The sequence below is a fragment of the Oceanobacillus chungangensis genome (genome assembly GCF_003369565.1).
Taxonomy (GTDB): Bacteria; Bacillota; Bacilli; order Bacillales; family Amphibacillaceae; genus Oceanobacillus; species Oceanobacillus chungangensis.
The window spans coordinates 356853-371973 of sequence record NZ_PIOD01000011.1 but is presented as its reverse complement, the minus strand read 5'-3'; the positions used below and the strand labels follow the sequence as shown (position 1 = coordinate 371973).

Below are 15121 nucleotides of genomic sequence, written 5' to 3'. Positions count from 1 at the left end.
GTAAACACTTTGTAAACTGTATATAGCTATAATTTAAGTATCCGGACTAAAAAATTCTACATTAATCGGGAAGAGGCAGACACTCATTAATAAGCTGAATTATTTGAATTTCGCAACCTGTTAATGGTACGCTAAATGCATTGATGATAGGATTTTAATACTGATTAAAGGGGAGATTATTAGTGAGTAAAACGGTTGAAGAAATTACATTAAACGATGGGACTTCAGTTCCGGTTATTGGTCTTGGTACATATGGGCTTAACGGAAATGCGGGTGCGAGCGCGATAACAAGTGCTATTGAAATAGGTTATCGACTAATTGATACCGCTTATAATTATGAAAATGAAGGTACGGTAGGGGAGGCAATTCGCCGCAGCACTGTTCCAAGAGAGGAATTACGAATAACATCGAAACTACCTGGACGCTATCATGAGTACAATAAAGCAGTTACAACAATTCAGGAATCTTTATACCGTGCAAATCTAGATTACTATGATTTATATCTAATTCATTGGCCAAATCCGAAGCAGGATCATTATGTTGAAGCTTGGCAAGCATTAATTGATGCTAAAAAATGGGGACTCATTCGTTCAATCGGAGTTTGTAATTTCTTGCCAGAACATTTAGTTCGATTAGAGAAGGAGACTGGTGTATTACCAAGTATTAATCAAATCGAATTACATCCATTTTTCAATCAAGAAGAGCAAAGAAAATGGCATATGGAACATAACGTGAAAACAGAGTCTTGGAGTCCGCTCGCAAGAGCAAATGATGTATTACAAAACGATAAATTGCAGAAAATTGCTGATTCACATAATAAGACTATTTCACAGGTCATTTTACGCTGGCATCACCAACTTGGAGCAATTCCTATTCCTAAGTCTGCATCGCCTGTTCGCCAGCTGGAAAATATATCGATTTTTGATTTCTCACTAAGTGATGCAGAAATGGAACTGGTTGCAGAACTTACTCGTCCAGATGGTAGAAATAAAAACCAGGATCCGGCAGAATATGAAGAGTTTTAATACAAGATAAGAATAGCGGCGGAATACAGCGTTTCAGTTTGGAGAGTAGCATTTATATAAAAAGTGCTTTCACTACTATAAATTTAGGTGGAAGCTCCTTTTTTTCGTGTCGAGAATCATCATCCGTCCAGTTCCTATTCTATTATTGGATTTACTTAATTAGAATTATCCTATTTTACATGATGTTTTTTAGAGAGGGAAGAATCGATTTATGAATGGACTAGAAAATAAAGTTGAAAGCCAGCTGAAGCCAAATCGATTCAGTAAAGTGTGGATTGTCTTATTGCTAGGATTGCTCACCGCATTTGGACCATTATCAATGGATATGTATTTACCGGCACTTCCTATAGTAACCGTTGATTTACACACGACTGCATCTCTTGCCCAATTAAGTTTAACAGCCTGCTTGTTAGGACTTGCGACTGGACAGCTTATCTTTGGCCCATTAAGTGATATTCAGGGACGACGGCGTCCGCTAGTATCAACATTGATTATTTATTCTGTTGCATCACTCCTTTGTGTATTTGCCCCAAATATTTGGGTGTTCATTGGATTACGATTTATTCAAGGGGTATCGGGTGCAGCAGGAATTGTTATTGCTCGTGCATCTGCACGTGATATGTATACTGGAAAAGATTTGACGAAATTTATTGCACTGCTCTCCCTTGTTAATGGTGCTGCCCCAATTTTAGCACCGATATTTGGTGGAGCTGTATTAAATTGGGTTTCGTGGCCGGCAGTATTTGTTATTCTAAGCGTGATTGGACTCATCATGTTATTATCTGTAATCGTATCACTACCTGAAACGTTGCCAATTGAAAAAAGGTCTGAGGCAAGTATTGTTGCAGTATTAAAAACGTTTCGTGTTCTATTGAAAGATCATGTATTCATGGGGATTGCACTTGCCCAATCCTTTATATCGATGAGTATGTTTGCGTACATCGCTGGATCACCGTTTGTATTGCAAAATATTTATGGGGTAACACCACAGCAATTCTCACTAATATTTGCGGCGAACGGCGTGGGGATTATAATTGCAGCCCAATTAACAAGTAGGTTAGCTAATAAAATGGATGAATTGACCCTATTATTAATAGGTATTATGATCTCTGTTATTGGTAGTATCCTACTCTTAATAGCTGTGTTGTTTACACTTCCATTATGGGCTTTAATTCCTGCACTTTTCCTCGTTGTATCAAGTATGGGAATGGTTGGAACTGCTAGTTTTTCACTAGGGATGGAACGACAAGGGAAATCAGCAGGGAGTGCTTCCGCATTTTTAGGTATTCTTCCTTTTGGTGGTGGTGCGCTCGTTTCCCCGCTGGTTGGTCTTGGAGGGGAATACAATGCATTACCGATGGGAATTGTGATTATCATTTGTAGTATGATGTCGTTAGTTGTTTATTTTTCATTGGTGAAATATAAAATTTGAAGATATTTATTCCCAGAAATTAAAACTGAAATATTTCTAATTCAAGCAATACCACTGATGCCAGTGGTATTGCTATTCTCAGTTAATTGCCAGGGGGCCGGTTCCGTTTAAATTTATTTTTGTTCTTCATCTCGTTTAGCTCTTCCTTGTTTTTATTCTTCGTTTTTGTTTTCCCTTTTACCAATGCAATTACCTCCTTTATTAATTATTCTCTCTTATTTCCTAGAAATAATGTAAGATTGTATTTGCTTGATTACATCGCTCTTCGTTTTTCAAATCTTGAATGCCGTTCAAGGGTCTAGGTGATAAGTATTTTTGGATATTGATTGTTTTATTAATGGTTTCATTTATTCTGTGGTCCTGTGGAAATCTAAGTGAAAATGAAACAAGTAGTAATGATTCGAATAACACGGATTGTAAATGGGGAGAAAATCAAGAAGATGGAGAAATTGTTGTAAGAACTTCCGGTACGTTGTTTCCAGCTTCGTATTATGAAGATGGAAAAGGCAATGAAGATGAGCTTGCTGGCTATGGTGTAGAAGTAATGCGGGAAAGCAGATTGTCTAGAACTAGATATAACATTTGAGATTATGGGTATTGATAGCTCGATAGAGAGTGGGCGAATTGACGTTGAAATTATAACCAAGCATTACAAGGAATGCGTGATGATGGAAGTCTTTCTAAACTTGCCATTCAATTTTTTGAGAGGATGCTTCAACAAGTTCCATATGTAGATTTTTAAGGATAAAAGAAATGACCTACACTTTAAAAAGAGAGGTCATTTCTTTTTAATTTATTTAGACAATTGTAACTAAGGTCATTGCTAATTCGCGAAAGTAAAAAAGGGATGCAAAAGCATCCCAAATTAATTGATTTAATCAACCGCTATCCGATCGAGGAGGAAATATAGATAAGCTGATGATATGATGCTAGTTAAGACTTAATTATAAATAAAAGCAGTTCCAACAATAATTAACAAGATAAATAGAACAACAATCAATGCAAATCCACTGTTACCATAACTACCGCCACCGCCACCGTATTGTTCACTCATTTTGTCACCCCCATTCCAGTTTACCTTAGTATTATATGAAGAAAATGTTCCAAAGTAAGGGCAATGATACTATAAATTAAACTTTTTTTATAATAAGTAAAGGATTACAACATAAAATAGTTAGAAAATCCAATAGAGGAATCTGCTGATATCCTGTAGAAATAGGTTAACAGTGCATCACTAATTCTCAATCTATATACAAGGGGACAAATAATGAAGGAGCAAATTGATAACTATATTAAAAACGAAATAAAATTACGCGGTTCGTTAATTGGTGTTTGTATCCTCTCACAATCTTCAGGTGAAAAACTATATGAACATATGAGCTGTGTTCGTCTGCATCCAGCGTCAAATATGAAACTATTTACTAGTGCAGCTGCATTAGCTGTTCTTGGCAAGGATTATACATTTCCAACAGAGATAAGAATGACCGGGACTACTGTAGGAGCGACATTGAAGGGCAATTTATATTTTGTTGGAAAAGGTGACCCCACCTTAGTACCATCCGCTATTATTAGTCTTTCCAAACAATTACTCAGTAATGGAATCAATAAAATTGAAGGAGATATCATCGGTGATGATACTTGGTATGACAAGGACCGGATTTCTCCTGATCTAGTTTGGACGGATGAGCAATATTATTATGGTGCCCAAGTATCCGCATTAACAGCATCGCCGAACGAAGATTATGATACTGGTTCAATCATTGTTGAAGTGACAGCTGCTAATGTTATTGGCGACAAACCAGCTTATTCCATTTTTCCAAAAACTGATATTATTGAGATTGAAAATAATGCGGTGACAGCAGAAGAAGCATCAGAAGATGAGCTCGTTATTACAAGAGGCTATGGTTCAAATGTCATTTGTATCAATGGAAATTTAATGCTCGGTTCAGTGAAGCGAAAGGAATTTATGTCTGTCCCAGATCCGTCACTGTATGCATTGAATCTTTTTACTCGTGTATTGGAAAAAGAGGGGATAATCCATCGTGGAGCCTCAAGGCTAGGAAATACTCCTAAAGATAGCCAATTGATCGTATCACGTAATTCGATTCCATTAGTTGAATTACTGATTCCACTAATGAAACTTAGCAATAATGGCCATGCGGAGATTTTAGTTAAAGAAATGGGCAAGAAAGTTGATGGGGAAGGAAGCTGGAAGAATGGACTAGCAGTCGTGAAGCGGGAGATGGTTAAACTAGGTATTAATATGGAAACGATACAAATTAAAGATGGATCAGGTATATCCCATAATAATCTAATTCCAGCTAATGAAATAACGCATCTTCTATACGAAGTACAAAAAGCGGACTGGTTTCCTTCATTTCTAAATGCACTTCCTGCTGCAGGGGAGGATGATCGGATGGTTGGTGGAACGTTGCGAGAAAGAATGAAAGGTATACTCGTAAAGGCGAAAACGGGGACAATAGAAGGTGTGAGCACACTCTCAGGTTATATTACAACGAAAAATCACAATAACTTGATTTTCTCAATAATGATAAATAATTTATTAAATGAAGAGGATGGAAAGTTAATCGAGGATGAAATTGTCAATATTATCGACTTTTTCGGCTGAATATTAACAGATTTATCCATGTAGTTCATAGATTGAGAAAAAAACGAATGATAATATTTAGATCTGGGTATAGAGGGTACTAATAAACTAGTTTGCGGGGTGAAAAGATTGCACTGATAAAACGTAAACAATCATAATATCTATAGACCACTGCTAATTAATTGACATTTTTGTTTCTTGGGGTTAAAGTTTTTGCTGGGGTAAACATTTTAACGTAGTTGCATATTTTTGTAAATATTTTAAGTAAGGAGTCTTTTCATATGGTCGATTTTTTCTTAGAGCTTGATCCCCTTGTTCAAACGTTAATTGCGAGTTTATTCACTTGGGGTATGACTGCACTAGGTGCGGCAATTGTATTTACAACAAGAACAGTAAATCAAAAGTTTATGGATGCAATGCTAGGATTTGCAGGAGGTGTGATGATTGCGGCCAGCTTTTGGTCTTTATTATCACCCGCACTTGAAATAGGAGCAGGTGGTAGTAGTGCTCCAGCTTGGCTTCCGGCAGCAATTGGATTTATGTTAGGGGGGATTTTCTTATCAAGTCTTGATAAAATACTTCCACACTTACATCCGAATGCACCGATGCATGAAGCGGAAGGGATTCAACCTAAAAAAAGAAAACGCAGTACTTTGCTTGTTCTAGCAATCACCATGCATAATATACCTGAAGGTTTGGCCGTTGGTGTTGCATTCGGTGCCGTCGCCAGTGGTTCTAGTCAGGCATCATTAGCTGGGGCAATTGCACTTGCAATTGGGATGGGGGTTCAAAATCTACCAGAGGGAATGGCCGTATCAATGCCACTTCGCCGGGATGGGTATTCAAGGAGAAAGAGCTTTCTGTACGGACAGTTTTCGGGAATGGTTGAGCCAGTTGCAGCAGTAATAGGTGTCCTGTTGGTTACTCTAGTAGAGCCAATCATGCCATATGCACTAAGCTTTGCAGCAGGTGCGATGATCTTTGTTGTGACGGAAGAGGTGATTCCGGGGTCTCAAGAAGAAGGGAATAAGGATTTGGCATCGATGAGTTTAATGATTGGTTTTACAATTATGATGATCTTAGATGTAGCACTTGGTTAATATAGAGGAATCTTTATTTACTTTAAACTTAGATGGGCGTTTTGATTTGACTGTTTGTTTGTCAATTGTTTGAGCGCGGGATTAATACGAGCGCTTGAACAAGGGCTTTTTCCAGTATAAGGAACAATTCTAATGAAACAGCAGCCATACCGATAGCAAAAACATGACTTCGTGTATCTTCAAGTTCTTCAATTTTTTCTTCGACAACCTCTTCGTTCCTCTTCTTTAACTTGCATCGTTATCATAGTTTTTGAACCGTTCCAGTATCCATTTTTGATTGACTTTTTGCGATAAATCATCCAAACTGGTAAAAAGAATATACGTTCGTTTTTAAGGTTTAATATTATATATGGAGTCTTATATATAGTAAATGATGATAATGACTAGTTGAGATAAACTGCAAGCTATGCGTAAAGTTGAAGTGTATTTCTGGAGTAGTCATTAAGTAGAGCAATGGCCAACTTCGTTTAATGAACTGAACTGATTGCAACTATAAAAAAGATATATTACTAAGCTTTTCAACCGAAGAAAAAAATACAATATCTCAAACATAGAATAGGGAGGGAAACCTAAAAATGGGACTTGCATTAATTTTAGCAGAAAAACCATCCGTAGCAAAAAACATTGCCGATGCATTAAAAATAAAAACAAAAAAGGACGGCTATTTTGAAGGAAACGATTATCTTATTACTTGGGCTTTTGGTCATTTAGTAGAATTATATGATGCTAAGGACTACGATAGTAAGATGAAAAGTTGGAAGATGGATAATTTCCCGTTCATCCCTTCAACATTTAAATATAAGGTAAAAAGCAATCCAAGGAATCGTGCACAAACAGATGGTGGAGCAGCGAAGCAGTTAAAAATTGTTCAAACATTAATCAAACGCCAGGATGTAGATTTAATCGTATCTGCTTGTGATTATGATCGAGAAGGACAGCTCATTGGCGACAGCATTATCTACCGTGGACAGGTACCTTCAAAGCCAGTTTACCGATTATTATTAAACGAATGGACACCGAATGAAGTAATCCGTGGTCTTGAGAATATGCAGTCCAATCAAATGATGAAGCCATTGCGTGATGCTGGTATTAGCAGACAATGGGCAGATTGGATCATTGGCATTAACTTAACTTCCGTTGCAACTTTGAAATACCAAAAGGGCAAAGGAAAGGCTTTAAATATTGGTCGCGTACTTATGCCCACCTTAAAGATTATTTATGATCGAGATAAGGAAATCGAAAATTTTGTACCGGAGGATTACTATAAATTAATCGTGACATTCCAAACGAAGGATAATAAAGAATACAAGGGAACTTATGTGGAAGACAAAGAGCAGAAATTCAAGTCAAAAGAGACTTTAGAGCAGCTCCGTCAGTTGATTCAAGGGAAACAGGCACTGATTTTTGATAAACAGGTCGATAGGAAGAAAGAATTCCCTCCATTTTTATTCAATCTATCTAACTTGCAGGGATACATCACGAGCAAGTTTAAAGGATTTACATCGGATAAGGTGTTAAAAGTGGCACAATCTTTGTATGAGAAAAAGTTCATCACATATCCAAGAACATCAAGTACAGCATTAGAGGAGAGTCTAGTAGCTAAAACGGCAAATGTATTAAAAGCGCATGCAGAAGATTTACCATATAAAGAAGAAATTAAGTTTATGAAAACGAAGCGCGTGTTTAATAATGCGAAAGTGGAGAGTCATAGCGCAATTATTCCAACTTATTTAAAGCCGAAGCGCTTAACAAGTGACGAGCAGCTTGTGTATACTGCAATTAAAAATCGGTTTATTATGCAGTTTATGCCAATTGCAGAGTATGAGGAGACAAGTTTAAAGACAAAATTAGTGGACGTTGATCAAAAAGGTCTATTTGCTTCAAAAGGAAAGGTTCAGCTCATAGAAGGATGGAAGAAGGTAGAGAAAATCCAATCAAAGGATACGATTTTGCCCTTTGTACAAATCAATGATCCTGTAAGTCTAGTAAGCTCAGAGGTAACGTCACATGTTACAAAACCGCCGAAACTTCATACAGAAAAAACATTACTTCGTGTAATGGAAACATGTGGAAGAAGTTATAAGGAAGAGGAGAGTGAAGAACTGTTAGGCAGCATCTTAACTGGATTTAGCATTGGCACTCCAGCTACTAGGGCGGAAACAATTAAGAAATTAAAATATGTTGGCTATATTACTACAGAAAGTAAAAATCTACTCTGCACGGAACTAGGCAGAAATCTAGTTGAAACGTTTCCCGTTCAAAATCTGTTTGATTTGGAATTTACTGGACGACTTGAAAAAGGATTGGCCGATATTCAAAAAGGAAAAGCAAGCAAACAGGAATTTCTTAATATCGTTTTCAAATTCACCAATGATTCAGTAGCGACGATTAAACAGGCGGAAGATAGGATCATTAATGAAGTCACCTCACCAAAAATTTCAAAGGAAGTATTAGGAACATGTCCACAATGTGGTGGGAATATAATTGAAGGATACAAAGGGTTTGGTTGTAGTAATTGGAAAAATGGCTGTAAGTTTACGATTTGGAAGAATGATAAATATTTAGCTGCTATGAAGAAACAACCGACGAAAACAATGGTAAAACAGCTACTAGCTAAAAAGAAAGCATTTGTTAAGGGCCTAACGAGTAAAAAAGGAAAGAAGTTTAATGCCTATTTAAGCTATGAGAAGAATCCTGATAATGTGTACTACAGCTGGAAGATGGAGTTTAATGATTAAATACAAAGCTTTTCACCCTATTTCTAATAAAATCTACTAATAATGGTCTTTCTCAGCCTTTTTCATGATTAAGGTGTATACTAAAGGGAGAGGGTAATATTATATAGATGGAGGTATTATCCATTAGATGGGAAAATAACTTAATAATCCTCAAAAAAAGTAAAGGGTGATTGAGTGAAAAAGGTAACAGTTAGTGTTGCTGAAGATTTAGGGTATGGAACTCTATTGTGGATTTATGCCAATAATCATAAGGTATATCACAGCAACAAACGAGTTGATCGTGTTGAATCATTTGACGATATTGATTCTAACTTTTTAGGAAAAGTGGAAGAACTTGATTTAAACAAAGCGGATAAAAAAACGATACTAAATCTTATTCTTGAAAAAACAGACCGGATTTTTGGTGTATGTGTAAATAAGAAGAAAAATGATAAAAATAATCGTACAAATGATTATAGTGTCGTTTTTTTCCAAAGTTGGGAACAAGTAAAGACCTTTGCAGAGACTACATTTCAGGAATTGGCTCAAACAGAAGTGCAACGGAAAAAAGAGGCAAAAGAAAAGTGGCTTGAACGAGGCAGACTCTTTTCCCAAAAGAAAAACTCTAACAAAGAAAGAGTTAAGTAATAACGGTAAACATCTAACAAAGCTTGTATTCTTTATAAAAGGATACAAGCTTTTTTTAGATTAGATTAACATATAAAATATGAACTAGTTCCATGATGATTTCCTACACGAAAAATACCTTTTTCTAAGTGATTCTCCTGAAAAAGAAGCTTTGACAGTAATGCATCATCGTTAGATATTTTTGGTTAATTTTGAATAATATTCCTATCTCCTTTGAAAAACTATAGGAAAGAGAAGTGCAAACTCATTTTATGGATAGTAAATATTTTATTTTATCTTGCCCCTACTTTAGCGGAGGAAGTACATGAAGACTCCCCGAAAATAAAACTCAATTTGTCTGATTGCCATGTAACGCTGCCGAGGCTTTCTATTTCCTGTGGGAGGAAGGACTAGGTGAGACTGCGGCGTGCGTAAGAACAAGGAGGATCAGCAGCACCCTGCGGAAAGCGTAGTGTATTTTCGGAGCGATTAGTTAGTCTGAGAGCTTTGATATCGAAGGTAGTACTCAGTTTACATTAAGAATAGTTATTTTGTAATATTGACTTTCTACGAATATTGTCGAAAGATATAGATAAGTTTTACATAGATGGGGGAGAGAGTATGTCTAAAAGGGTATAGTAATTCTAGCAATACTTGTTAGCTTGCTTTCTGCATGTAGTAATGATAATGCAGAGGATACGAGCAAGCTCCAGGAGAAAGGTGAAGATTCGGCAGTCTCTGCTAATGCAAAAGAATCAGAACAGGAAAAAAGCATCGTGGAGCAATTAAAAGCGAGCAAACTGATTGACTCAAGACAAGCAATGAAGGAACAACAAAGTGGGATGCTTGTTGCAGATATTGAGATTGATAGAGAACAAACGGAGTCATTAGAAACTACTATTTTAGATGAGACAGCAGTTGAGAAATTGACCGATGAATTAAAACGTTTAACAAAGGAAACGAAGGAACCAACCACGATGTATAAAGGGCTTATCTATCTACTTGGATCTCCGAATTATAAGGAAGCGATAGAAGCAGCAGAGGCATTTGAGCCAGAGTTTGAAGAACCGTATTTACCTGAACCTGGAAAAACAGAAGAAGAAATTGCAAACGAACCTGAGAGTGGAAAGGCAATAATTTTGCTTGATGCAAGCTCCAGTATGTTACTTCCTGTTGACAATCAAATAAAAATGGATGTTGCAAAGGAAGCTGTGCTTCGGTTTGGTGAAACAATCGGTCAAGACAGTGATATCTCTTTAGTTGTATATGGGCATAAGGGATCTGAATCTGCTGCAGACAAGAAACTATCTTGTACTGGCATAGAAGAACTTTATCCGATGGGTGCATACGATGAAGCAGCATTCGAAAAGTCTTTGGCAACCTTTGATAGTAAAGGGTATACACCACTAGCAGGCGCAATCGAAAAAGCGATGGAAATGAGCAAGAATTTCACGGAAAACGTTACGGTATATATTGTAAGTGATGGTGTGGAAACATGTGATGGTGATCCTGTTCAAGTAGCAACAGATTTTGTTAAAGAATATGAAACAAGAACGGTTAATATAATTGGCTTTAATGTTGATCAAGATGCAGAGGCACAGCTAAAGCAAGTTTCCGATGCTGGGAATGGTGAATACTTTGCCGCAAATAATGCAGATGAATTAAAAACTACAATTGAGAAACAATGGTTACCATCCGATATTGATTTAGCTTGGGCATTTCTTAAGGCGCCAGACGGATGGGAAACACTTGCTGAATATGAACGATTTGATGAAAAACTAAATCCAATTAAAATAATGATTGAAAACGAAAAAAACCGTTATCGACAAGCATTACAAATAATGCAGGATGAGCAATTAGTAGATAATGATGTTTTACAAGGTCTGCAAAATGTAATAAATGAACAAGATCAATTGATAACTAATTTAATGAATGATTTTCGTTCCGAGAAGATAGAAGAAATAAAAGAACTGGCAACAGCAATTAGTGATAAGGTTTCGTCATGGACAGAGGAAATGAAACGTCTTAAAGATGCAGAATAAATGATAAATCCAATAGGAGATATTTGTCTATTGGATTTTTTTGTCCTTGGGTAGAAAAAATCCTAAATTTTGTCATAATACATTGACTGGTTCTGTGCTTCAACAATTTTTTCTATAAAATGAGAAGAAAATTAGCCTAAACGTAAAATATTTGATATTATTAATAGGTAAACTAAACATTTCTTATTGATATAAGCTATGATATGGACTATATTAATTTGTGAAGGTTATTACATGCAAACGCTTATTCAATCGGCAAAATAACTAATACATATAAAATGAAAGGTGGATGGTTTAAATGAGTAAACCAAAAATTGTTGTCCTTGGCGCAGGTTATGCAGGGATTACGACAACAAAACGACTAACAAAACAATTATCACCAGAACAAGCTGAAATTGTACTAATAAACAAACACAACTACCACTATGAAAGCACATGGTTACATGAAGTAGCTGCTGGTACAATTAATCCAAATCAAGCGCGATACATGATTAGTGATGTTATTAATCCTAATAGAGTACGATTAATTTATGATTCAGTAGTTGAAATTAAAAAAGATGAACAACGTATTGTATTAGAAAATAGTGAAGTAACGTACGATTATTTAGTAGTTGCACTTGGGTTCGTTACAAATACATTTGGTATTAAAGGAATGGACGAAAATGCTCTATTCATCCAAGATATTGATTCTGCTCGCTTAATTAGCGAACATATTGAATATCAATTTGCACAATATAGTGCAGGTGAAAATACTGACGAAGATAGCTTAAACATTATCGTTGGCGGCGGCGGATTTACTGGTATTGAATTCGTTGGAGAATTAGCTGACATCGTTCCTAAACTTTGCAAAAAATATGATATCCCAAGAAACAAAGTACGCATCATTAATGTGGAAGCAGCACCATCTGTATTACCTATGTTTGACAGAGATTTAGTATCTTATGCTCTACAATCACTTGAATCACGTGGTGTTGAGTTTAGAATGGGTACTGCAATTAAAGAATGTACTCCTGAAGGATTTATCGTTGGTGACGACGCTGAATTAATTAAAGGTGGAACAGTTGTCTGGACTGGTGGAGTAACAGGTAACCCTGTACTTGGTAAATCAGGCTTTGAATTAGTAAAAGGTAAAGTAAATGTAGATGCAGACCTTCGTGTACCAGGTGAAGAAAATCTCTTCATTCTTGGTGACTGTTCATGGGTAATGGACAAGCAAGCTGGTCGTCCATATGCACCAACAGGCCAATTAGCAATGCAAGAAGCTGATGTTGCAGCATATAACATCAAGGCATTGCTTACAAATCAACCATTAAAAGAATTCGCATTAGATGATAAAGGTACGGTTGCATCCTTAGGACTTTCTGATGGAATCGGTAGTATCTTCTCTGGTACTAAACTAAAAGGTAAAGCAGCGGCTGCAATGAAAAAAGTAGTTGATGACCGTTCACTATTTATCGTTGGTGGACCTAAGTTAGTCCTTAAAAAAGGTAAATTCCGTCCTTTCTAATCGTTATCAAATTCTAAAATAGCTCTAATAATTTGGCAAAAAATTGAGGAGGTACATTTTAAATGAGAAAATGTTTATATGGAGTATTACTTGTAGTTGCATCCGTTATTGGCTACAGAATTGCAAGTGATTGCTTAGAAGACTCAAGAGATTTTCGTTAAAATTAGAAGAGTAGGACCACCTAGGTTTGTCTAGGTGGTTTTTTTTGTATAGAAATTTGAGTACGCTGAATTTTAAAACTGATGTCACACAGGCATAAACCGTAATTAAATGCACAATGATTGTTTGAGTTTTAGCTAGTCTTTCTACATTTAATTCTACATGATTTCACTACTTCTACTAATACTAATAATAGAGGTGAAATTCATGATAATATCCAGTCTTTCTATCCTTTTATTTATGTTTCTTGCTCATACAACTGAGGACACAATGGGTGTCAGTAGCGAAGACATTATGCTGCAAAATATTGAAGTGGATCAGTATTCCCTTCCATATTTTGAGCCAATCTTCCTGGATGAAGGTAAAGTACAATTATTGATGGATCGGTTAGAAGAGACTATCTACAAAGAGCCCGTAAATGCTCGATTTTCAGCTAATGGACAAATAATGCCTGAAATACTTGGAGAAACATTGGACCGTAATCAATTTCAAATTTTATTTCGGGAGCATTTTTATAGCAATAGAAATAGTAATTTTGAAGTTCCCAAAAAGCCAATATATCCAAAAGTGGATAGGGGACTATTAAAAGAAATTAGTACAAAACAGCTTGGGACATATACAACATTTTTTAGGAAAAATAATGCGGAGCGCGCGCATAATATTGCCCTTGCAACAGAAGCAATTAATAATTACGTGCTTTTCCCTGGAGAGACCTTTTCTTTTAATGAGATTGTTGGTGAAAGAACGAGAGAAAGGGGATATAAACGAGCCCCAGTAATCGTTCGCGGCGAATTGTCTGAGGATATTGGTGGTGGGATATGTCAAGTATCATCCACACTTTATAACGCAGTAGACATTAATGGAATCCAAATTGTTGAGCGGTATGCACATAGTAGGAATGTGCCATATGTACCGAAAGGACGTGACGCCACGGTTAGTTGGTGGGGACCTGATTTTGTTTTTAAAAATATGTATAATGCGCCCATTTTAATAAGATCGGTCTCTGTGAATGGTACGATGTGGGTATCTATTTATTCATCCGATACAGCAGAGTACTTCACTGGTAAATAATAACACGCGCAGTCATGTTTGAACTGCGCGTGTTTGCTATCTAATTAAATTAATCTTGTTTGTGTAATTCTAATTCAAGGTGAATTGTAACCTCGTCACCAACTAGTACACCACCAGTTTCAACAGTTGCATTCCATACTAAACCAAATTCTTTACGGCTAATCTTAGTTTTTCCACTGAATCCAGCAACAGTATTTCCGCCCATTGGATCTTTACTTTGTCCTTCGAAAGTAATATCAAATGTTGCAGGTTTAGTTACTCCGCGAATTGTTAAATCACCAGTTACATCGTAAGTTGAATCTGATTTTTTCTTAATATCAGTAGCAATGAAAGTTAATTTTGGATGGTTTTCAGCATCAAAGAAATCAGCTGAACGCAAGTGATTGTCACGGTCTTCATTACGAGTATTAATACTTGCAGCATCAATAGTTACTTCAACTTTAGCATCTGTTAAATCTTCTACTTCTGCTTCAATCGTTGCATCGAAGTTTTCAAATACTCCTTTTGCTTTTGAAATCATCATATGTTTTACTGAAAATCCAATTTCACTGTGTACTGCATCTACTGTCCATGTTGCTTTTGTCATAATAATATCCCTCCAAAAATTATTTGAAATACGTTAGTTACTTTATGTCACTAAGTATAGAATAATACATTAAAGATGTCAACTATATGTAATTAAAAAATAATCGATTAAAAATATGTAAACATTTATTAACAAATGAAATGAACTAACAATAGTAGTTTTCCCGACAATGTAAATCTAAAACATTATTTATTTTCCCGTTCCATCTAACATGTAAATGAGCAAATGGAATCTGGCATGGATATCA

The 15121-nt window shown here is 36.1% G+C and carries 12 protein-coding genes; 10 read left to right on the top strand and 2 right to left on the bottom strand.

Annotated elements, in window-relative coordinates; genetic code table 11:
- The first annotated feature begins 182 nt into the window (after window positions 1–182).
- The 3 genes from CWR45_RS11880 (at window position 183) to CWR45_RS11870 (ending at window position 3043) form a co-directional block, all read left to right on the top strand.
- Complete coding sequence (locus tag CWR45_RS11880) at window positions 183–1025, top strand: aldo/keto reductase (protein WP_115750074.1); 843 nt, start codon at window positions 183–185, stop codon at window positions 1023–1025.
- A gap of 211 nt (window positions 1026–1236) precedes the next feature.
- Entirely contained in the window at window positions 1237–2457 is a 1221-nt protein-coding gene (locus CWR45_RS11875; protein WP_115750073.1) for a multidrug effflux MFS transporter, read from the top strand.
- A gap of 322 nt (window positions 2458–2779) precedes the next feature.
- Window positions 2780–3043 (top strand): hypothetical protein, encoded by a 264-nt coding sequence (locus CWR45_RS11870; RefSeq protein ID WP_115750072.1) that lies wholly within the window; start codon window positions 2780–2782, stop codon window positions 3041–3043.
- 354 nt (window positions 3044–3397) lie between these two features.
- On the opposite strand, the gene CWR45_RS11865 is transcribed toward CWR45_RS11870, so the two are convergent.
- Entirely contained in the window at window positions 3398–3511 is a 114-nt protein-coding gene (locus CWR45_RS11865) for a YjcZ family sporulation protein (protein WP_115750071.1), read from the bottom strand.
- A gap of 213 nt (window positions 3512–3724) precedes the next feature.
- On the opposite strand from CWR45_RS11865, the gene dacB reads away from it, so the two are divergent.
- From dacB to CWR45_RS11830, 7 genes are all read left to right on the top strand, one after another.
- Entirely contained in the window at window positions 3725–5086 is a 1362-nt protein-coding gene (dacB, locus tag CWR45_RS11860) for a D-alanyl-D-alanine carboxypeptidase/D-alanyl-D-alanine endopeptidase (RefSeq protein ID WP_115750070.1), read from the top strand.
- Between the two features lie 260 nt (window positions 5087–5346).
- A complete protein-coding gene (locus tag CWR45_RS11855; RefSeq protein WP_115750069.1) occupies window positions 5347–6165 on the top strand; it encodes a ZIP family metal transporter in 819 nt (272 codons plus the stop codon).
- 575 nt (window positions 6166–6740) lie between these two features.
- On the top strand, window positions 6741–8903 hold the full coding sequence (locus tag CWR45_RS11850; protein WP_115750068.1) for a type IA DNA topoisomerase: 2163 nt from the start codon (window positions 6741–6743) through the stop codon (window positions 8901–8903).
- 174 nt (window positions 8904–9077) lie between these two features.
- Window positions 9078–9530: a hypothetical protein gene (locus tag CWR45_RS11845; RefSeq protein ID WP_115750067.1), complete on the top strand. Its 453-nt coding sequence runs from the start codon at window positions 9078–9080 to the stop codon at window positions 9528–9530.
- Window positions 9531–10171: 641 nt separating this feature from the next.
- Window positions 10172–11551, top strand: coding sequence for a vWA domain-containing protein (locus CWR45_RS11840; RefSeq protein ID WP_115750066.1), 1380 nt, complete (start codon window positions 10172–10174; stop codon window positions 11549–11551).
- Window positions 11552–11849: 298 nt separating this feature from the next.
- Window positions 11850–13058 carry an NAD(P)/FAD-dependent oxidoreductase gene (locus CWR45_RS11835; protein WP_115750065.1) on the top strand — a complete coding sequence of 403 codons (1209 nt, stop codon included), beginning with the start codon at window positions 11850–11852 and terminating at the stop codon, window positions 13056–13058.
- A gap of 366 nt (window positions 13059–13424) precedes the next feature.
- On the top strand, window positions 13425–14288 hold the full coding sequence (locus CWR45_RS11830) for a VanW family protein (protein WP_115750064.1): 864 nt from the start codon (window positions 13425–13427) through the stop codon (window positions 14286–14288).
- A 49-nt stretch (window positions 14289–14337) separates the two neighbouring features.
- Here CWR45_RS11830 and CWR45_RS11825 read toward each other — a convergent pair whose 3' ends face one another.
- On the bottom strand, window positions 14338–14874 hold the full coding sequence (locus CWR45_RS11825; protein ID WP_115750063.1) for a YceI family protein: 537 nt from the start codon (window positions 14872–14874) through the stop codon (window positions 14338–14340).
- Window positions 14875–15121: the final 247 nt, after the last annotated feature.

Excerpts from the sequence above, each read along its gene's own strand:
- CWR45_RS11875 (WP_115750073.1), top strand. The coding sequence starts at position 1,237 with ATGAATGGACTAGAAAATAAAGTTGAAAGCCAGCTGAAGCCAAATCGA.
- CWR45_RS11850 (WP_115750068.1), top strand. The coding sequence starts at position 6,741 with ATGGGACTTGCATTAATTTTAGCAGAAAAACCATCCGTAGCAAAAAAC.
- CWR45_RS11855 (WP_115750069.1), top strand. The coding sequence starts at position 5,347 with ATGGTCGATTTTTTCTTAGAGCTTGATCCCCTTGTTCAAACGTTAATT.
- dacB (WP_115750070.1), top strand. The coding sequence starts at position 3,725 with ATGAAGGAGCAAATTGATAACTATATTAAAAACGAAATAAAATTACGC.
- CWR45_RS11865 (WP_115750071.1), bottom strand. The coding sequence starts at position 3,511 with ATGAGTGAACAATACGGTGGCGGTGGCGGTAGTTATGGTAACAGTGGA.
- CWR45_RS11825 (WP_115750063.1), bottom strand. The coding sequence starts at position 14,874 with ATGACAAAAGCAACATGGACAGTAGATGCAGTACACAGTGAAATTGGA.
- CWR45_RS11835 (WP_115750065.1), top strand. The coding sequence starts at position 11,850 with ATGAGTAAACCAAAAATTGTTGTCCTTGGCGCAGGTTATGCAGGGATT.
- CWR45_RS11830 (WP_115750064.1), top strand. The coding sequence starts at position 13,425 with ATGATAATATCCAGTCTTTCTATCCTTTTATTTATGTTTCTTGCTCAT.